Source organism: Homoserinimonas aerilata, from assembly GCF_006716125.1.
GTDB lineage: Bacteria > Actinomycetota > Actinomycetes > Actinomycetales > Microbacteriaceae > Homoserinimonas > Homoserinimonas aerilata.
The window spans coordinates 1-19,043 of record NZ_VFOM01000003.1; the positions used below are offsets into that span (position 1 = coordinate 1).

20 protein-coding genes and 1 tRNA gene are annotated in these 19,043 nt (G+C 66.8%); 19 read left to right on the forward strand and 2 right to left on the reverse strand.

The window, feature by feature from the left end:
• A partial coding sequence (locus tag FB562_RS11460) for a LacI family DNA-binding transcriptional regulator (protein ID WP_141881450.1) occupies positions 1-551 on the reverse strand: 551 nt, incomplete at its 3' end.
• A gap of 226 nt (positions 552-777) precedes the next feature.
• On the opposite strand from FB562_RS11460, the gene FB562_RS11465 reads away from it, so the two are divergent.
• The 7 genes from FB562_RS11465 (at position 778) to FB562_RS11495 (ending at position 8,034) form a co-directional block, all read left to right on the forward strand.
• Positions 778-2,109, forward strand: a complete 1,332-nt coding sequence (locus FB562_RS11465; protein WP_246081473.1) for an ABC transporter substrate-binding protein — start codon at positions 778-780, stop codon at positions 2,107-2,109.
• A 76-nt stretch (positions 2,110-2,185) separates the two neighbouring features.
• Complete coding sequence (locus FB562_RS11470) at positions 2,186-3,100, forward strand: carbohydrate ABC transporter permease (RefSeq protein WP_246081474.1); 915 nt, start codon at positions 2,186-2,188, stop codon at positions 3,098-3,100.
• Positions 3,097-3,921: a carbohydrate ABC transporter permease gene (locus FB562_RS11475; RefSeq protein WP_141881451.1), complete on the forward strand. Its 825-nt coding sequence runs from the start codon at positions 3,097-3,099 to the stop codon at positions 3,919-3,921. Before FB562_RS11470 ends, FB562_RS11475 begins: the two co-directional genes overlap by 4 nt.
• A gap of 58 nt (positions 3,922-3,979) precedes the next feature.
• The gene (locus tag FB562_RS11480; protein ID WP_141881452.1) at positions 3,980-4,954 is read left to right on the forward strand and encodes a glycoside hydrolase family protein; all 975 of its coding nucleotides are present in this window, start codon (positions 3,980-3,982) and stop codon (positions 4,952-4,954) included.
• Positions 4,951-6,129, forward strand: coding sequence for a serine hydrolase domain-containing protein (locus FB562_RS11485; protein ID WP_141881453.1), 1,179 nt, complete (start codon positions 4,951-4,953; stop codon positions 6,127-6,129). The genes FB562_RS11480 and FB562_RS11485 overlap by 4 nt, the downstream gene beginning before the upstream one ends.
• The gene (locus tag FB562_RS11490; RefSeq protein ID WP_141881454.1) at positions 6,126-7,028 is read left to right on the forward strand and encodes a carbohydrate kinase family protein; all 903 of its coding nucleotides are present in this window, start codon (positions 6,126-6,128) and stop codon (positions 7,026-7,028) included. Before FB562_RS11485 ends, FB562_RS11490 begins: the two co-directional genes overlap by 4 nt.
• Positions 7,029-7,215: 187 nt before the next feature.
• Entirely contained in the window at positions 7,216-8,034 is an 819-nt protein-coding gene (locus FB562_RS11495) for an aldo/keto reductase (protein WP_425459830.1), read from the forward strand.
• On the opposite strand, the gene FB562_RS11500 is transcribed toward FB562_RS11495, so the two are convergent.
• Positions 8,035-8,823: a nucleoside phosphorylase gene (locus FB562_RS11500; protein ID WP_141881456.1), complete on the reverse strand. Its 789-nt coding sequence runs from the start codon at positions 8,821-8,823 to the stop codon at positions 8,035-8,037.
• A gap of 318 nt (positions 8,824-9,141) precedes the next feature.
• On the opposite strand from FB562_RS11500, the gene FB562_RS11505 reads away from it, so the two are divergent.
• From FB562_RS11505 to FB562_RS11560, 12 genes are all read left to right on the forward strand, one after another.
• Entirely contained in the window at positions 9,142-9,891 is a 750-nt protein-coding gene (locus FB562_RS11505; protein WP_141881457.1) for an ABC transporter ATP-binding protein, read from the forward strand.
• Entirely contained in the window at positions 9,888-10,694 is an 807-nt protein-coding gene (locus FB562_RS11510; RefSeq protein ID WP_141881458.1) for an ABC transporter permease, read from the forward strand. Before FB562_RS11505 ends, FB562_RS11510 begins: the two co-directional genes overlap by 4 nt.
• A gap of 36 nt (positions 10,695-10,730) precedes the next feature.
• On the forward strand, positions 10,731-11,762 hold the full coding sequence (locus FB562_RS11515) for an ABC transporter substrate-binding protein (protein WP_141881459.1): 1,032 nt from the start codon (positions 10,731-10,733) through the stop codon (positions 11,760-11,762).
• Positions 11,752-12,525: an ABC transporter permease gene (locus tag FB562_RS11520; protein ID WP_221625414.1), complete on the forward strand. Its 774-nt coding sequence runs from the start codon at positions 11,752-11,754 to the stop codon at positions 12,523-12,525. The genes FB562_RS11515 and FB562_RS11520 overlap by 11 nt, the downstream gene beginning before the upstream one ends.
• Positions 12,526-12,530: 5 nt before the next feature.
• Positions 12,531-13,499, forward strand: a complete 969-nt coding sequence (locus FB562_RS11525; protein ID WP_141881461.1) for a dihydroorotate dehydrogenase — start codon at positions 12,531-12,533, stop codon at positions 13,497-13,499.
• Positions 13,489-14,370, forward strand: coding sequence for an IclR family transcriptional regulator (locus FB562_RS11530; RefSeq protein WP_141881462.1), 882 nt, complete (start codon positions 13,489-13,491; stop codon positions 14,368-14,370). Before FB562_RS11525 ends, FB562_RS11530 begins: the two co-directional genes overlap by 11 nt.
• Positions 14,367-14,870, forward strand: a complete 504-nt coding sequence (locus tag FB562_RS11535) for a hypothetical protein (RefSeq protein ID WP_141881463.1) — start codon at positions 14,367-14,369, stop codon at positions 14,868-14,870. Before FB562_RS11530 ends, FB562_RS11535 begins: the two co-directional genes overlap by 4 nt.
• A complete protein-coding gene (locus FB562_RS11540) occupies positions 14,863-15,300 on the forward strand; it encodes a hypothetical protein (RefSeq protein ID WP_141881464.1) in 438 nt (145 codons plus the stop codon). The genes FB562_RS11535 and FB562_RS11540 overlap by 8 nt, the downstream gene beginning before the upstream one ends.
• A 50-nt stretch (positions 15,301-15,350) precedes the next feature.
• Positions 15,351-16,622: a Zn-dependent hydrolase gene (locus tag FB562_RS11545; protein WP_141881465.1), complete on the forward strand. Its 1,272-nt coding sequence runs from the start codon at positions 15,351-15,353 to the stop codon at positions 16,620-16,622.
• The gene (locus FB562_RS11550; RefSeq protein ID WP_141881466.1) at positions 16,619-17,500 is read left to right on the forward strand and encodes an iron-sulfur cluster-binding protein; all 882 of its coding nucleotides are present in this window, start codon (positions 16,619-16,621) and stop codon (positions 17,498-17,500) included. The genes FB562_RS11545 and FB562_RS11550 overlap by 4 nt, the downstream gene beginning before the upstream one ends.
• Before the next feature lie 2 nt (positions 17,501-17,502).
• Positions 17,503-18,777, forward strand: a complete 1,275-nt coding sequence (locus tag FB562_RS11555; RefSeq protein WP_141881594.1) for a dihydroorotase — start codon at positions 17,503-17,505, stop codon at positions 18,775-18,777.
• Between the two features lie 147 nt (positions 18,778-18,924).
• Positions 18,925-19,000 (forward strand) — tRNA-Arg (locus tag FB562_RS11560).
• Positions 19,001-19,043: the final 43 nt, after the last annotated feature.

Consider the following 19,043-nt stretch of genomic DNA (forward strand, 5'->3'; position numbering starts at 1 on the left):
CCGTCGCGGTGGCCGTGCTCGACCAGGAGTTCGATCGCCTTTCTTCCCCCGGCCTCCTCGTCGGGAAGCACCGAGGCACCGTGCCTGGCGTTGGTCGCGTTGAGCATGACAACGGGGGTGGTCGAGGGGATGTCGGGCACGAAGAGTTCTCGGGCCCGCATCGTCGCGAAGATGATTCCGTCGACCTGCCGGTCGAGTACGGCGGCGATCGCTTCGGCCTCGCGGGCGGGGTCGCCCCCTGTCTCGAGGACGAGGACGACGTGGCCGGCGGCCTCTGCGGCCGCGAGCGCCCCTTTGATCAGTCCGCTCGCGAAGCGGGTGGTGGCGACGACATCCGAGATGAATGCGATGCTGAGGGTCTTGTCGGTTCGAAGGCCTCGTGCGGCGACGTTCGGCCTGTAACCGAGCGCCTCTGCCGCAGCGTTGACGCGATCGTGGGCGTCCTTTGACAGGCGGGTATCGGTGCGGCCGTTGAGGATCATCGAGGCCGCGGTCGAGGAGAGACCGGCCAGGCGTGCCACATCGGCCAGGGTTGCTCGCTTGCTCGACATCGAGCACTCCTCTCGTGGGCGCAGGTGTGGCCCACTGAAACCGTAACCAACTATTCCCACTTGACAATATGGGGTTCGCACCCCAGCATAAAGGCATGCTAAACCCATTTAGCTCCACTGAATGGGAATGGCACCCGGCCCTCGCTCAATTCGTTCACGCATCCTCATGGTTGCTGAATGAAGTCGGACGGTCCGCACCAATCACAAGACAAAGGAGTCACAAGAGATGGCATTCTCTCGACACATGGCACTCGTGGCTGTAGCCGCGACGGCCACGCTTGCCCTGGCCGGTTGCGCCCCAGGCGGCAGCGGCCCGGCCCCCACCGAATCGGTGGAGGTGACCACAGAACTCACGACCGATGAGGTGGTGCTCACCATTGCCGACGAGACCGGGTTCCCGTTGACCGATGACCTGGCTGCAGAGTTCACCAAGCAGTTCCCCAACGTCACTTTCAACGTCACCCGAGACACGTTCCAGAACCTCACCGCGAACGCGCCCAAGCTCCTTGCCGGTGACACCCCGCCCGACCTGATTCGCCTGCCCACGATCGGTGACACCGTGAAGGACGGCCTGCTCGCGAATCTCGACCCGTGGTACGACGCCTATGGCTGGGACAAGTGGTCGGCGGCTCAGCTCGCGCCGCTGCGCGTGGACGCCGATGGGGTTCGCGGATCTGGCTCGCTCTACCAGTTGGGTCTCGGCTACAGCATCACGGGCATCTACATGAACACGACCCTGGCCAAGCAGCTGGGCATCGACGCACCCCCGAGCACGCTCGCCGAGCTTGAGGAGGACTTCGCGAAGGCGAAGGCCGCCGGCATCCTGCCCCTCATGGCCGGCGATCAGGACGGCGTGGTCAACTTCGTGGTCCAGGCGGCGATGAACCAGCACGCCGACCCGAAGGAGATGATGGACTGGATCCTGAACGTGCCCGGGGCGACATATGACACCCCCGGCAATGTGCAGGGCGCCGAGCTCATCCGCAAGTGGGCGGATGCGGGCTACTTCCCCAGCGACATCAACGCGATCGACTACGCATCGTTCGTGAGCCGCTTCCTTGATGGCGAAGGCCTCTTCACCTTCAACGGAAACTGGGCTGCGGCAGACACGCAGGCCAAAATGGGTGACAACGTGGACTACTTCCTCGTTCCCCCGGTGGAGAAGGGTGGTGACCACGTGGCGATGGGCGCAGCGAACTCGTTCTCCGTCGCCGCAGGGTCGAAGCATCTCAACGAGATCGTCTTCTTCCTCAACTGGCTCCACACCAACGACAAGGCTCGCCAGATCGTCACCGATGTGACGGGAGCCTCCCCGGGTGGCGACCCCGCGCAGGTGCTCCCGACAGTGGCCCCCGGCTCGCTGATCGAGGATGCGCTGGCCATGTCCGCGCAGATCGCTGCAGAGAATGGACAGGTCGACTTCATGGCCAACGCGACCGCCGGCATCTACGCTGGCGCGATCATCCCGGAGTCTCAGCTCCTCGTCACCGGAAAGATCACAGGTCAGGACTTCGTCACCGCGGTGCAGAAGTTCTACGCAGAAGAGTTGGCTGGCTAGCAATGAGTGACCGCAATCGAATCGTCCGCACTGTCGACGCAGAACGGCTTCGCCCGGGGTGGCGAGGGCTGTCAGAGTGAAGAATTCGATTGCGCCTCGTCGGGCTGCTGCGGGATCAGCAGCCCGACGGGGAACCCTCGTGGGCTGGCTGTTCGTCCTCCCCGCGCTGATCGCCTACGCCGCCTTCGTCATCTACCCCCTGCTCACGGGTGTGCAGTACTCCTTCTACCGATGGAACGGCGTGGGAGCATCCGAATGGGTCGGTTTCGCCAACTACATTCGGGTGTTCACCGACTCGACCCTGCTCGGGTCGATCCGCAACGCATTCGTTCTCATCGCGTTCTTCACCGTGATCCCGGTGGCTGCCGGCCTCGTGCTGGCGACGCTGATCCGCTCCATGCGGCCCGGCTTCTTCTCCAGCGCATCCCAGACCATCCTGTTCCTGCCCCAGATCATCCCCCTCGCGGCCGCCGGCATCGCCTGGTCGTGGATGTATGCGCAGACCGGCGCGGTGAACCAGATACTCAATGCGATCGGGCTCGGCTTTCTGGCTCGACCCTGGCTCGGCGACTTCCAGACTGCGCTACCGGCCGTCGGATTGATCGGGTCGTGGGTTCTCACCGGCCTCTGTGCGGTGCTCTTCCTCACCGGCATCGGCAAGATCGACCAGGCCCTCTACGAGGCGGTGCGTCTCGACGGGGCCAGCTGGTGGCGTGAGTTCATCACCGTCACGATCCCCGGCCTGCGGCAGGAGATCGCAGTGCTGGTCACGCTCACCGTCATCGCCGCGCTGAGCTCATTCGACATCATCTACACGACAACGCTCGGAGGGCCGGGGCGAGCCACCCTGGTTCCCGGCATATCGATCTACCGGATCGGTTTCACGCAGAGTGAAGTCGGGCTGGCATCCGCGTTCGGCATAGTGCTCATGCTGCTCGTGCTGGCCTGTGTGCTCCCCATACAGCGACTGGCGAGAGCGGGTACCAAATGATCGTCAGAAAATCTGAGGCGATGATCGGGCGGGTCGTTCTGATTCTCGTGCTCATCCTCACGCTGATCCCGCTCGTCAACATGCTGTCTGCGGCGCTTCAGCCCGCCGACACGAACCCGACCGGTCTCACCATCCCGACGGATCCCCAGTGGATCAACTTCGTCACGGCCTTCGAGACGGGGAATGTGTGGCGGTTGATGGGGTCGAGCCTGTTCATCGTCGTCTTCGTCGTGCCCATCAGCCTGCTCTTCGCGACGCTCGCCGGCTACGCGCTGGGTAATCTGCGGGTGCGGGGTGGCCGGTTCATCTTCATCTTCCTGATCCTCGGGCTGACGATTCCCTTCGAGGCATTGATCATCCCGCTGTACTACCAGATTCAGGCGATGGGGGTGCTGAACACCCAGTGGGCGATCATCCTGCCCCTGATCGGGCTCTACATGCCGTTCAGTGTTGTGTGGATGCGTGCCCACTTCCTCGGCGTGCCGCCGGAGCTGTCTGAGGCGGCGCGGGTCGACGGGGCATCCACGGCGCAGGAGTTCTGGCGCATCCAGATGCCGTTGGCCCGGCCGGCCCTGTCAGCGCTGGCGATCCTGCTCTTCCTCTGGACCTGGAACCAGTTCCTGTTGCCGGTCGTCTTGGTGTCGGACCCGCTCAACCGAACGGTTGCGGGCGCACTGACCTTCTTCCAGGGGCAGTACTCCTCAAGCATCCCGCTGCTCAACGCCGGCGCCCTGATCATCATCGTGCCGACGATCCTGGTGTTCGTGATCTTCCAGCGACAGTTCATCCAGGCGCTGCTTCAGGGCGCAGTCAAGGGCTGACCGGCGCGCGCCTCACCTGCGGCGTCGTCAACGACGCCATCCGATGTGAAAGAAGAACATGACCTTCTCCCTTGACGCCCATTGGGTGTGGGACTTCTGGCTCGCCGATGACGGTGACCTGTTCCACCTCTTCTACCTCCATGCGCCGAAGTCGCTCGGCGACCAGAACCTCCGCCACAGGAACGCGAAGGTCGGGCATGCGACATCGTCTGACCTGATCGAGTGGAGCGACCACGGGGTGGTGCTTCAGCCCGGAGGGCCGGGGGCGTTCGACGAGACGGCCACCTGGACGGGGAGCGTGCTGCGCGGCCCTGATGGTGTCTGGCGGATGTTCTACACGGGTTCGCGATTCCTGGCATCCGACTCTGTGGCCAACATCGAGGCTGTCGGTGTCGCGACCTCCACCGACCTTCACCACTGGACGAAGGCGGAGCAGCCCATCACAGTGGCCGACCCGCGCTGGTACGAGAAGTTGGGCGACTCGAGCTGGCCGGAGGAGGCCTGGCGGGACCCGTGGGTGTTCGCCGATCCGGCGGGGGATGGGTGGCACATGATCCTCACCGCACGCTCCTCTCACGGCGACGAAGAAGACCGGGGGGTCATCGCCCACGCGGTGTCACAAGACCTCATGTCCTGGCAGGTGCAGCCACCGTTGACGGAGCCCGGCACCGGCTTCAAGCACCTCGAAGTGCCGCAGATCGCACAGATCGGGTCACGCACGGTACTGCTGTTCTCCTGCGACACACCCGCGCTGGCTGGCCATCGCTCGGGAGACCGCGGCGGAATCTGGGTGGTCGACGTCGAATCTCCCATCGGGCCGTATGCCCCCCAGGGTGCGCGGCTCCTCGCCGAAGAGTCGCTGTACTGCGGGCGACTCATCCAGAACCGTGACGGCGAGTGGATGCTCATGGCCTTCGAGAACATGACGGCCGACGGTGGCTTCACCGGCGCGCTGTCGAACCCGATTCCCGTTGAGTTCTCCGACGCCGATGGCGGGCTCGTAATCTCTGCAACCCGAGGAGCACAGGCATGATCCACGAAGTACACGGGCACGTCGTCGCCGGATTCGAACCGGTGAGAGACGCATTCGCGGCAGCTTTCGACGAGCAGCCAACCATGGGGGCGGCGCTCGCGATTCGCCACAATGGGGTGGTCGTCGTCGACCTGTGGGGAGGCGTCGCCGACGAGCGGACCGGCTCGCCGTGGGAGGAGGACACGCTCAGCGTGATCTTCTCCTGCACCAAAGGTCTGGTGTCTGTTCTTGCGGCCCGGCTCGTCCAGGAGGGGCTGATCGACTACTGGGCGCCCGTCTCCCGTTACTGGCCGGAGTTCGCGGCCGCCGGAAAGTCGTCGGTGCGGGTGAAGGATGTGCTCGCGCACCGCTCCGGGGTCTCGGCCCCGAGGCATCCGATGACGGTCGACGACATCACCGACTGGGACACCGTCGTCACGCACCTGGCTGCGCAGGAACCGCTCTGGGAGCCCGACACCGGATACGCCTATCACGCGCTCACCCACGGATGGCTCATGGGCGAGATCATCCGACGGGTCACCGGCAAGACCGTGGGGGAGTACTTCTCGGAGGTCGTCGCGATCCCCCTGGGGGCGGATGCGTGGATCGGCCTTCCGGAGAAGCAGCAGTCGCGTGTCGCACACCTTCAGGTCGGCTCGACGCTGGCCGAACTTGTCGCCCAGCAGGAGGCGGCCAGGCCGTCGGGCGTCACCGACTGGAGTGAGCGGGCGATGACGCTGGGCGGAGCGCTGCCCCCCGAGCTGGTCGGAACCGACTCCGGATTCAACAACCCGGTAGTTCGCGCAGCCGAGATCCCTGGGGCCGGCGGCATCGCCACGGCGCGCGCCCTCGCCTCGATCTGGTCTGCGACGATCGGGGAGACCGACGGCGTGCGCCTTCTTGAGGACTCCGCGATCGAAGCGGCGACCGAGCTTCAGAGCGAAGGCCCGCCGGTCTGGGATGTGCCCGGGCCGTGGCCGCGCTGGGGGATGGGCCTGCAGCTCGACAGTGAGCCGCGCCGCTTCGTCACCGAGCGAGGATTCGGGCACGACGGCGCGGGTGGGCAGGCGGCGTTCGCCGACCCGGGGGCCGGAATCGGGTTCGCGTTTCTCACGAACCGCATGGAAGCGATCGCGGATGTTCGTGCGACACGGATCGTGGACAGCCTCCGAACCGTGCTCGGCATCACCCGATGAGCGCTGGGGCAGCCTCGATTCTCGTCATCGGCGAAAGCATCATGGATGTCGTGCGCGGCCAGGGGGACGAGCGACGCCACCCCGGCGGCTCGCCCATGAATGTGGCGTACGGGCTGGCGAGGCTGGGTGTGACCACCCGACTGCTGACCCGCCTCGGCCGAGATTCTGACGGGCGGGACATCCTCGACCATCTTGAGGGCGCCGGCGTGGAGGTGCTCCCCGCATCGCTGCACGAGGGAGCGACGAGCACCGCCGAGGTGAGCGTCGGGGAGGACGGTTCGGCGAGCTACCGCTTCGACATCGACTGGAGGCTGCCCGCGATCGACGATCTGCCGGTGCCCGCGTTCATCCACGTCGGGTCGATCAGCACCTTCCTCAGCCCCGGGGCCGACTCCCTGGAGGCATTTCTCCGCGCGGCTGCCGGGCGCTGCGTCATCAGCTACGACCCGAACATCCGGCCCGCCCTCATCCCCGACCGGCCCGCAGCGCTGGAGCGGTTCACCCGGTACGCGCGGATGTGCGACGTCGTCAAACTGAGTGATGAAGACGCGCAGTGGCTCTACCCGGGCGAGGGCGAGTTCTCGGTTCTTGACAGCATCCTCTCTCTCGGCCCGAGGCTTGTGGCGATGACCAGAGGCGCGGGCGGGGTCGTTCTCGCGACCGCCGAGGGGCGGGTCGAAGCGCCCGCACGTGCCGTCGAGTTGGTGGACAGCATCGGGGCCGGCGACAGCTTCATGGCGGCGCTGCTCGCGGAACTCGTCACAAGAGGGGCGGCGGATGTCGACCTCGCGCAGATGGGGGGCATCGCGCACATTGCGACGACTGCGGCGGCGCTCACCTGCGGGCGGGCGGGCGCGAACCCTCCCGACCGGGCCGAGCTCGATGAGGCGCTGCGCTGAGCCCTCGGCGGTAGTGCGCGGCTAGCGTGCGAGCCGTTTTCGGCGGTTCGAGCGCGCGCTCGCGGGCTCTCATCGCCGCAAACGCCTCGGAACGACGGATGCGTCGAAGCCCAGAGCTCGAGCCCCGGCGCCATGGCCTAAGCTCGGCTGGGCGCCGGCCGGAGATGGCGCGAACTCAGGAGGAATGATGTCGGAACGCAGGTATCTCAGTGATGGCAGCAGCATCCCGGCGATCGGCTTCGGAACCAATCAGATGGACACGGATGCGATCGCGTCAGCGATCGACGTGGGCTTCCGCATGCTCGACACGGCGTGGGTGTACGGCAATGAGAGCGCCGTGGGTGACGCCATCCGTGGTTCCGGCGTGCCGCGTGACGAGTTCACCGTCATCACGAAGCTGCCGGGCCGGGCGCACGGAGTGGACGAGGCGCGCGCCTCGCTGACCGAGTCGCTCGCGAGCCTGGGCCTCGACCACGTCGACCTCTATCTCATCCACTGGCCGATGCCACGTGTCGACCGCTACGTCGACGCGTGGAAGGGGCTCATCGCCCTGCGGGAGGAGGGGCTCGTGCGTTCCATCGGGGTGTCCAACTTCAACCCCGATCATGTCCTGCGGCTCATCGAGGAGACGGGGGTGGCGCCGGTCGTCGACCAGGTCGAACTGCACCCGCACTTCATCCAGGCCGAGCAGCGGGCATTCGCCGCAGGCCGCGGAATCCCGACGATGAGCTGGAGCCCGCTCGGGCGCCGCGCCGACCTGATGGCGGATGCCACCATCGCAACGATCGCGGAGCGTCACGGGGTCTCACCGGCCCAGGTGGTCGTGCGGTGGCACATCGAGCTCGGGTCGGTGCCCATCCCGCGCTCGACGAGTGCTGCGCGTCAGGCGGAGAACTTCGACGTCTTCGGCTTCAGTCTCGACGCCGACGAGGTCGCGGCGATCAGCCGCCTCGACTCGGGTGTGAGGCTCTGGGGCGGCGACCCCGAGACGAAAGAGGAGTTCTAGCTAACCCTCGACGCTGAGCATCGCCGCTGCCTCGCAGGCGATCGTGAGCATCCGCTGCTGCACCGGGGCGTAGTCCTCGAGCCACTCGTCTGTCGCGCGGTTGCCGTGTGTCGCCAGGACCGCCCCGTAGCGGCGCCCGAGGGCTTTCGCGACCGCGAACACCGTCTCGCACTCCATGTCCATGGCGTCGGCCCCCCGCCGAAGCACATCCGCCATGCGTTCCTCCGCCGCCTTCTCGAGGCCGGGCAGGCTCCGACCTTCGCCCACGTAGTACGAGTCGCAGGACATGACCGTGATGGGGGTGAGGGCCTCGCCGTGCGTTGCGGCGGCGGCATCCAGCGCATCGAGGACCTCGTCGTGGGCAGGGATGGGTTCGTCGCCCTTCGCGTAGAAGCGGGCGGTGCCGCCGTCGCGCAGGGCTGAGGCGACCGAGGTGATCGATCCGGGCACGATCCCTGCGGGGATCGCACCCATGCCTCCGACCCTGATGAAGGTTGTGACACCGAGTCGGCTGAGCTCGACGATCGCGATCTCGGTGGATGGTCCGCCGATGCCGGTGGAGCAGATCGCGATCTCCTGGCCGGCGAAGCGGCCTACGCCGAGGCGGTATTCGCGCTTCTCGCCGATGAGTTCGAAGTCCTCGAGAACGGCGGATGCGAGTGAGACGCGGGCGGGATCTCCCGGGAGGAGGCACACGCGGGGCAGCGTTCGGCCATCTGTCGGGATGTGGGGCGGTCTGCCGTCGAGCCAGGGGTCACTGGCGCTGCGGAGGGGTGTTTCTTCCGTCATTGGATTCCCGTCTCTTCCGGCTCAGGCTTCCGTTAATCGGAAACGGTGTGTGAGTTGCCACCCTAATACGTATGGCTGTGATCATCGTGCGATCGCACTGTCGCTCCGTTGCCCTGTCTGGAACTTCCCTGAAACCTCGCTGAAACATGGGACATTCGAGCAGAATCTCGATTTGACAAAGCCGATTGCTGTGATCGATGATTCCCTAATCAAGTGGAAAGAGCGTTTCCGTAAGGCGGAAACTACTGTATCGCTTGTTCCGATCTCAGTGCGGTGTCGGCGGTCCCGGCAGCGACTCGAAGCGCCCGAAGGACGACGATGACCCAATTCCTCTCCGTGTCAGACATCACGAAGGTGTACAAGGCGGCGAATCGGCAGAGCGTCACCGCCCTCGATGATGTGTCCCTCGACATCGACGACGGGCAGATCATCGCGCTCATCGGTCCGAGCGGATGCGGCAAGTCAACGCTGCTGCGCATGATCGCCGGACTCGACGACGACTACCAGGGCGAGATCACCTGGGCGACGCCCCCGAAGCCGGGGCGCGACATCGGCTTCGTCTTCCAGGAGCACGCCCTCCTGCCGTGGCGCACGGTTCAGCGCAACGTCGCACTCGGCCTTGAGGGCAAGGGTGCGGACAAGGCATCCGTCACGGCCCGGGTGGCCGAGCTCCTTGCGATGGTCGGTCTGCAGGACTTCGCCAACTCCTATCCGTCGGAGCTCTCCGGTGGCATGAGGCAGAGGGTCGCGATCGTGCGCGCGCTCGCCTACAACCCCCAGATCCTGCTCATGGACGAGCCGTTCGGCGCACTCGACGCGATCACCCGGGACCGTCTGCAGGATGACCTGCTGCGTATCTGGGAGCAGACGAAGAAGACGATCGTGCTCGTCACGCACAGTGTTGAGGAAGCCGCCTACCTGGCCGACCGCGTCGTCGTCATGAGCGCGCGACCGGGTCGCATCCGTGCCATCCACGACGTGCCTCTTCCGCGTGAGCGTGACCAGTCCACGCGCGAGCTCCCCGAGTTCGCGCACTTCTCCAACATGCTCCGCGGGCAGCTCGCATGACGCAGGCCATCATGACCGCGACTCTTGCCCCACGCCGGGGGATGCCTCCCGTGCTGAAGCATCTGCTGGTGACGGTCGCCTATCTCGTCGTGATAGTCGGCATCTGGCAGGTCTATGTGACGGCCGCGGATGTCCCCATCTACCTTCTTCCGGCACCGGATGCCGTCTGGGAGTCGATGGTCGGCATGGCTCAGGACGGCCTGCTGTGGGGCAACATGCTCTACACCGTGCGGAACATCGTGATCGGCTTCGTCGGTGGCGTGCTGATCGGTACGGTCCTCGGGTACATCCTGTGGGCGTCCCGCTGGGCCCGCGAGATCGCCGCCCCGTACATCGTGGTCCTGCAGGCGGCCCCGAAGATCGCGGTGGCCCCGCTCCTGGTGCTGTGGTTCGGTCTTGGATTCGAATCCCAGATGGCCCTCATCCTCATGCTCTCCTTCTTCCCGATGATGGTGTCGATGAGGCTCGGCCTCGAATCGATCTCCTCGGACGTCGAGACGCTCGGGCGTCTCCTCAACATGGGCCGCTGGAGGTACTTCCGCACCGTCCAGCTCCCGGGTTCCATGCCCGAGCTGATCTCGGGGGCCAAGATCGCGATCATCGACGCCATGACCGGGGCGTTCCTGGCCGAGTACATCTCCGCCCAGGTCGGGCTCGGCTACCTCATGGTTCTCGGCAACAGCTCCTACAACACCCCCATGCTCATCGCGGCAGTCCTGCTCACCGTCGTCGCCGGCCTTGCCGGGTTCGGGCTCATCGGCCTCGCCGAGAAGCGCCTGCTCCGATGGCGCACCAACCGTTGACCCCCTGCAGCACACCAGAATAAGAAAGGCACCACAATGAAGTTCCGTACCATTCGCGGGCCGCTTGCGATCATCGCCAGCGTCGCCACAGTCGCCGGTCTCGCAGCCTGCAGCCCCGCCGACACCGCCAGCCAGGGCGACACCTCGGGTGAGCGCACAAGCGTCACCATCCAGATCGACGGCGCCGCTGTCCCGTACTACGCGCCCCTCTATGAGGCCGCTGAGCAGGGCTACTTCGAGGAGGCAGGGCTCGACGTCGAGTTCACCTACGCCGAGGCCTCGAGCGTGCTGCAGAACGTCGCAGCCGGCAACGTGCAGTTCGGGTTCCCGAACGGCGACTCCGTCATCACGGCGAAGGCCAACGGTGTCGACGTCGAGGTCGTGCACACCACCTACCAGCAGGGCATCGGCGCGGTTCTCTTCAACAAGGAGACGAACCCCATCACGAAGCCCGAGGACCTGAAGGGCAAGACCGTCGCGGTCACCGACCTCGGCAGCCCGAACTACATCCAGCTGCAGGCGATGCTCGCCGACGCCGGCATGTCCGTCTCCGACCTCAATGTCGTCACGGTCGGCTCCGGCTCGATCGTCGCCGCGCTGCAGAACGGAGAGGTCGACGCGATCGTCTTCTCGCGCCTCCGCTACTTCGCGCTCGAGAGCGCAGGATTCCCGGTCGGTCAGATGCTGAGCGACAAGTACCTTCCTTCGTTCGGAAACGTGCTCGTCACGAGCCCCTCGCTTCGCGAGAGCGACCCTGAGGTCGTCTCCGGCTTCGTCTCGGCCCTCGACAAGGGCATCCAGTACGTGATCGACAACACGGAGGCGGCTGTCACCGAGGTCATCGCCAAGTACTCGGACAGCTTCGCCGGCCAGGAGGAGTCGATCACCCAGGTGATCACCGACGTGTTCGTCGCCGACCTGTGGCAGTCGGAGTTCACGAAGGAGCACGGCCTCGGCTACGGCGACCTCGAGAAGTGGCAGGCCGCCATCGACGCTCAGGTCTCCTTCGGTCTGATCAACGAGTCCTATGACGCCTCTTCACTGGTGGTGGAGCCCGGTGACCTCTGACGTTCTGACCGCTGAGCGGGTGAGGCCTCTCCTCGTGGGAGGGGCCTCGCTCGCCCTCGGCGTCGCCGCATGGTGGGCGCTCGCCGAGTTCTCGCAGATTCCTGCGTACATCCTGCCGTCCCCCGGCGAGGTGATCGATCGTGCCGTGGGCCTCGCCTCGACAGGATCGCTCCAGCTTCACACTGCGCAGACGCTTGCGGAGGTGGGGCAGGGGGCCGTCATCGGCGTCGTCATCGGCGTTCTGCTGGCCATGGTGTTCTACCACGTGCCCTTCATCAACCGCCTCCTCATGCCGATCATCGTGGTCGCGCAGGTGACTCCGAAGATCTCCATCGCGCCGCTCATCGTGCTGTGGATCGGCCTCGGCATCGCCTCGAAGATCACGCTGGTGGCACTCGTCGTGTTCTACCCGATCCTCATCAACATGCTCGCGAGACTGCAGTCGATGCCGTCGACGATGCGGGATCTCGCACGCATCACGGGCATGGGCCCCGTGCGTCGGGCGTTCCGCATCGAGTTCCCGTACACGTTCCCGGCGATCGCTGCGGGCCTCAAGATCGGCCTCCTCGCCGGCGTCACGGCCGCCGTGATCGGTGAGTTCATCGGCGCGACCGCCGGCCTCGGCTACATCGAGAAGCAGGGCCAAGACAACGACGACATCCGCCTCGTGATGGTCGCCCTGTTCCTGCTGTCGATCATCGGCTACCTGCTGTGGGCCCTTGTCGGCGCCATCGAGAAGCGTGTGGTCAGGCGGTTCAATTGACGATCATGGCGGTGCCCGCCGCGGAGAGTTCGCGTCGGCAGTTCTTCGACGCCCGTCCCGTGTCGGGCGTCGACCTCGGCGTCACCATAGGCGGTCTGCGGCTGCGCAATCCGGTCATGCCGGCATCCGGATGCTTCGGCCCCGAGCTCGGGCGGATGATCCCGTCGGACGAACTCGGCGCCGCCGTGACGAAGACGGTGTTCCACGATGCGCGCGGCGGCAACCCCGTGCATCGCCTCACCGAGGTCGAGGCCGGAATGGTCAACAGTGTCGGAATCCCCAGCCGGGGGCCGGCGGGCTACCTGGAGGAGCTGCATCCGCTCTACAGCGCCCTTGACACGCCCACGATCATCAGCGTGGGTGGCCACCGGGTGCACGAGTATGCGCCCATCGTCGAAGAGCTGTCGGCCGCCGGTGCCGCGTACGAGCTGAACGTCTCCTGCCCCAACCTCGATCGTGACGGCGCCGATATCGGTGCCGACCCGCAGGCGGTTCTGGATGTCGTGCGCCAGGTGCGCGAGGTCACAGACAAGCCGCTCATCGTCAAGCTGCCGGCCATGGTCGCCTCGATCGCGGAATGCGCGATCGCGGCCGAGCAGGGCGGAGCGAGTGCTGTCGCGGTGTCGAACTCGATCCCCTCCCTGCCCATCGACCGCGCTTCGCGCAGGCCAGCGCTCGGAAACATCGTCGGCGGGCTGTCTGGGCCGGCCATCCGCCCCATCGTGACCCGCCTCGTGTGGCTGTCGGCGCGCGCCGTCGACATCCCCGTCATCGCCTGCGGAGGCATCGAGACGGCTGATGACGCGCTCGACTATTTCTCGGTCGGCGCCAGCGCAATTCAGGTAGGAACCGCCAACTTCGCCCGACCCTATGCCATGGTGATGATTGCTCGGGAGCTTCAGCGTCGTTGTGCCGCCGCAGGGGTGTCGAGTATCGAGGAACTGCTGACGATGGGGGAACGCAATGGTGGTTGAACGCGGCGAAGAGAAGCCCATGCATGTCGTCGTTCGTGCGCTCTCGGTTCTCACGGCGTTGAGCAATCGACGCGAAGGAGTCACGCTGCAGCAGCTGCACCGTGACCTGGACATTCCACTCGGCAGCATCCATCGCCTGCTGCGCAGCCTCGAGACCGAGGACTTCGTCATGCGGTCGAGCACGACGAAGCGATACACGCTCGGCTCCGCAGCACTCGCGCTCGGCTACCACGAGCAGTACGACGCCTTCCTCGTCACACCTCCTCAGCCCGTCGTCGAACTCGGCAGGGAGAGCGGCGAGACCGCCTTCCTCACCCGCATGATCGACAGCCGGGTGATCTGCGTCTCGCTCGTCGAATCGACGCATCCGCTTCGACTCTTCGTGCACGTCGGCCAGGAGATGCCGCTGCACGCGGCGGCCTCGGCCCGCATCGTGCTCGCCCACCGGGAGCCCGCCCTCGTCGAGGCGCTGCTCACCGGCCAGCACCGCGAGGCGTACACGAGCGGAACCATGCGAGAGGTCAATCAACTGATCGACCACCTGGCGCTCGTGCGGAATCGCGGCTTCGACGTCTGCAGCAGCGAGCTCGACGACGCGGTGTGGGCTGTGGCCGCGCCCGTCTACGACGCCTTCGGGCGCGTCGAATGCGGAATCGCCCTCGCCGCCGCCGCCGGACGGGTCGACAGTGCCGAACGCCGGGCGGAGTTCACGAGCATGGTCCTTCGGGCCGCCGCCGACCTGTCACGCAGCCAGGGCTTCACCGGAGAACTCCCCGACAACCACGACATCGCGGAACTCACGGCCCTCTACGAGACGGCCGGCGACGAGCATCCGTTTCTCTCCAAGACGACCCTGAGGCGCCCCCAGTGACCATCGCAACCCCTACCCTCCACGAGCTCGTTCCGCGCTCGGACTCGACGCGCCTCAGTGAACTCGCCGACGACCTGGCCGCGCTGTGGCCCACAAGCCCTCAGGATGTGGACGGCTGGATGTCGCGCCCCTCGATCCTGAGGAGGGTCGCAGGCGAACTCGCCGCCCGACTCGCCGCCGACACCGATCGTGTGGTCGCGCTGGGGCCGGGTGCCCTCGTACTCGGTGGTGCGGTCTCCCTCTCGACGGGCCTGCCCTTCTGTGCGGTCGACGACGAGGGAACGGTGTTCGGCGATCACCACGCGGGCGAGACCGCCGGAGTCATCTCCGTCGATGGCAACGCGGAGGAACCCGGCTGGCTTTCAACCCTTGATGTGAGCCGACGGTTGAGCGTCGTACACGGCGGCGGGAGCAGAATTGGGGGAGAGGTGCTGATCTCGCGGCTTCCGCTGCGGCGCGACACGGCGGCATCCGAACCGGAAGGCAACGACCATGACTGAACCCACGACGCTGCAGGCCCAGCTCGACTCGCTCACGATCAGCGAGGACGGAGCCAGCCGATTCGACCTCGTCCTCGACCCGGCCGCGGCAACTGCGGTGGGCGAGACGCTCGCAGAGCGCGCCCGGCAGTATGAGCCGACCGTGGTCCTGAGCTGGGCCAGCGAAGACGACATCGTCCTCGCGCACATCGTGGCCAGCGCGCTCGGCGTTCCCCGCGCGGTCGTCGAGTTGGACCTCGGGCTCATCACGATCTCGCGGCCCCTGCCGTCGGGCAGCCGTGCCGTTCTGGTCGCGCCCCAGTTCTCGGCCGAGCGCCCCATCGGGTCGATCGCGACGATGCTCGAGACGCGCGACCACAGACTCGTGCTCGCGGCTGCGCTCGCAAGCGGTCACGACTCCGACGCCACCCCCTTCATAACCCTCAGCTAGTTCGGCGCCGCCCGGGAAGTTCTCCCGTGTACCGCCATTGGAGAATCCCCATGCAGCATCCGCTCGAGAACGCAACGGCGTCGCTCGTGACGACCTCGCGTCTGTCCCACTGGATCGACACCTTCGCCTCGCTCAGCGAGGCCGGCCGGGGCGTGACCCGCCTCGCATACAGCCCGCTCGAACGCCGCTCCCATGCGGTGTTCGGCGAGTACATGGCGTCGCTGGGCCTGACCGTCGAGACGGATGCCGCAGGCAACACCATCGCGGAGCTCGCCTCCACAACGGGCGAGCGGGAGGCCGCCATCGGCACCGGCTCCCACCTCGACAGCGTGCCCGAGGGGGGCCGCTTCGATGGCATCGCCGGCGTGGTCGCCGGCATGGAGGTTGCTCGCATCGCGGTGGAGCAGCAGCTCCCGCGGCGGCGGCCCTGGCGTTTCGTCGCCTTCGCGAGCGAAGAGGGGGCTCGTTTCGGCCAGGCCTGCAACGGCAGTCGCATGATCGCCGGACTCACGACATCCGCTGACCTCGACGGGTTCCACGACAAGGACGGCGTGAGCATGGCCGCCGCGATGAAGAGCGTCGGTCTTGCGCCGGACGCCGTCGAGACGGCGCGGTGGCGAAGTGAGGACTGGTTCGCCTTCGTCGAGGTGCACATCGAACAGGGCGGCGTGCTCGAGTCGAAGAACCTCAGCGTCGGAGTCGTCGATGTGATCTCCGGCAGCACGAGGCTTGAGGTGACCGTGCTCGGCCAGGCGTCGCACACGGGCGGCACCCCCATGCATCTGCGGCGGGACGCGCTCGTGACGGCCGCCGAATGCGTGCTCGCGTGCCAGACGATCGCCACGGACCCCGAGCACCATGGAACCCGCGTCACGGTCGGCCGTCTCGATGTGCACCCCGGATCGATCACCACGATCCCGGGTCGGGTGGTCTTCACCGTCGATGTTCGCGATGTCGACAGCGACCGGCAGCGCCTCACCGCCGAAGACCTTGTGGCCCGCTTCGAGCAGATCGCCCGATCCCGGAGAACACAGCTCACGGTTGCCCTCATCGGTGACACGTCGCCCGTCGTGCTGCCGTCGTGGGTTGCCGAGCACATCGCCGCCGGCGCCGCAGAGGAGGGCCTCAGCTATCGGATGCTGCCGAGCGGGGCCAGCCACGACAGCCAGCAGATCAACAGGGTGGTGCCGACCGGCATGGTCTTCGTGCCCAGCCGCGACGGCCTCAGCCACGTACCGGAGGAGTTCACGGAGGCGAGCGAGCTGGCCGACGGTACTGCCGTCCTCCTGCAGGCTATGAAGAGATTGGATGCCGCATCATGAGCTCGACAGGAACAGCCGGCCTCGAGGGACTCGTCGTCCCGCGACCGCCCGAAACCTCGCCTCGGCCCCAGCCGATCTGGGATGAGTCGATCGTGGTGGCGCACGACATCGTGGGTACCAGATACCACCGGCTGACGTTGCGCAGCCCGGAGATCGCGGCCACGGCATCCGCGGGGCAGTTCGTCATGGTCTCGGTTCCCGAGTCTGCCGGCGACCGCATCCTGCTGCCGCGCCCGATGGCGATCCACCGCAGGCGTGTCGACCGCGGGATGATCGAACTGATCTTCAACGTAGTCGGTCGCGGCACCTCCGCGCTCAGCACCGTCGCGACGGGTGATCGGCTGCTGATCACCGGTCCGCTCGGTCGCGGCTTCGAGATTCCCGAGACAGCCGGGAGCCTCCTGCTCATCGGCCGCGGGATCGGCGTCTGCGCGGTCATGGGAGCGATCGAAGACGCCGTGGCCGAGGGGCGTCCGGCCACGGCCGTTCTCAGCGCGAACACACGCTCATCGATCATCGGGCTCGAGGACTGCGCAGAACTTGGCGCCCACGCGATCGGCGTCGCCGACGAGGACGGCACGAGCGCCGTTGCTCCTCTCGGTGCCCGCCTTCGAGCAGAGTTCGCCGCGGCGCCGCCCAGCGCGATCATGGTCTGCGGATCGAGCCGCCTCACGCGGCTCGCGGCGGATCTCGCCGCCGAATGGGGCGTCGAAGCACAGGTGTCGCTCGAAGCCCACATGGCCTGCGGTATCGGATACTGCCACGGCTGCGCGGCGCCGGTCGCCTCGGCGGACGACACGGAGGGGCCGCTCGTGTGCGTCGACGGCCCGGTGTTCGACGTCGTCACGAATCGAGACGCAGGCGCGAGAGCGGCGTGACGATGATCATCCGCGACGTTGCCATAGCGGGTGACGACCGGGGCGTGGACATCGAGATCCGCAACGGCCGAATCGCGGCGATCGTTCCGAGCGAGCTACGGCCGGATGCGAGCATCCGCCGGGTCGTGCTGCCGGGACTCGTCGACCTGCATGCACACCTGCGCGAGCCGGGCGGGGAACGCTCGGAGACGATCGAGACGGGAACGCGTGCTGCCGCCGCGGGAGGATTCACCGACGTCTTCGCGATGGCCAATCTGACCCCCGTCACGGATACCGCAGCACGCGTCAGGGATCTCAGGGCGCGTTCGCTGGGTGCCAGCGTGCGGGTTCACCCTGTTGGTGCCGCCAGCGTCGGCCTGCTCGGAGAGGAGCTGGTCGACCATGCGGCGCTGGCCGCCGAAGGGGTGACGCTCTTCTCGGATGACGGCAAGTGCCTGAGCGAAGCCGAAATGGTGCGTGAGGTGCTCGCCCGCATGGCCGAACTCGGCACCATTTTCGCCCAGCATGCGCAGGATCCGCAGATCGTGGGCGCCGGCGTCATCAATGAGCGGGTGGCACACGCTGCGGGGGCGGCGGGCTGGCCCGTGTCGGGTGAGGAGACGATCGTGGCGCGCGACATCGCCCTGGCTGAGGCGACCGGCGGGCGCCTCCACGTGTGCCACGTGTCGACGAGGGGCACGGTCGAGCTCGTGCGGCGGGCGAAGGCGCGGGGCGTTCCTGTGAGCGCGGAGGTGACCCCGCACCACCTGGTGCTCACCGACGACGATGCGGCGCTCGCCGGGCCGGCGCTCAAGGTGAACCCGCCGCTGAGGTCCCCTGAGGACGTCGCGGCCCTGCGCGAGGCGCTGCGCGACGGCACGATCGATGCCATCGGAACCGATCACGCACCCCATCCGGCCGAGACGAAGCGGATGCCATGGCCGGATGCCGCCTTCGGGCTGACGGCCCTGGAGACGGCGCTTCCCATCGTCTCCGAGGTCCTGACGAACGGCGGACGGACCGACTGGGATGCCGTGGCCCGCGTCATGTCGTTCACGCCGGCGAGGATAGGGGGAATCGCCGATCTCGCCGGCCGCCCCGTCGCCGTGGGAGAACCCGCGACCTTCTGCATGGTGCAGCCCGGTCACCGCTGGACGGTGCATGCCGAGCGAATGTTCAGTCGCTCCCACAACACGCCGTTCGAGGGCCGCAGCCTGACCGCCCGCGTCCTCGCCACCGTGATCGACGGTCGCGTGGTGCATGCGGGCGACGACGACGTGTTCGCCGCCTCCCGCTGACGGCGATGCGAGCCGTTTTCGGCGATTCGCGCCCGCGCTCGCGGGCTCGAATCGCCGAAAACGCCTCGGAACGACGGATGCTCCCGGTTTTTGACCACTCCGCGCGGGCTGGTATAGTCATTCAGTTGGGTTTTTCGCCCGACAGTTGCGCCCGTAGCTCAGCGGATAGAGCAATTGACTACGGATCAATAGGCCGGGGGTTCAAATCCCTCCGGGCGCACCACATCCGAAAGCCCCGCCTCGTGCGGGGCTTTCGCGTTCCCCAG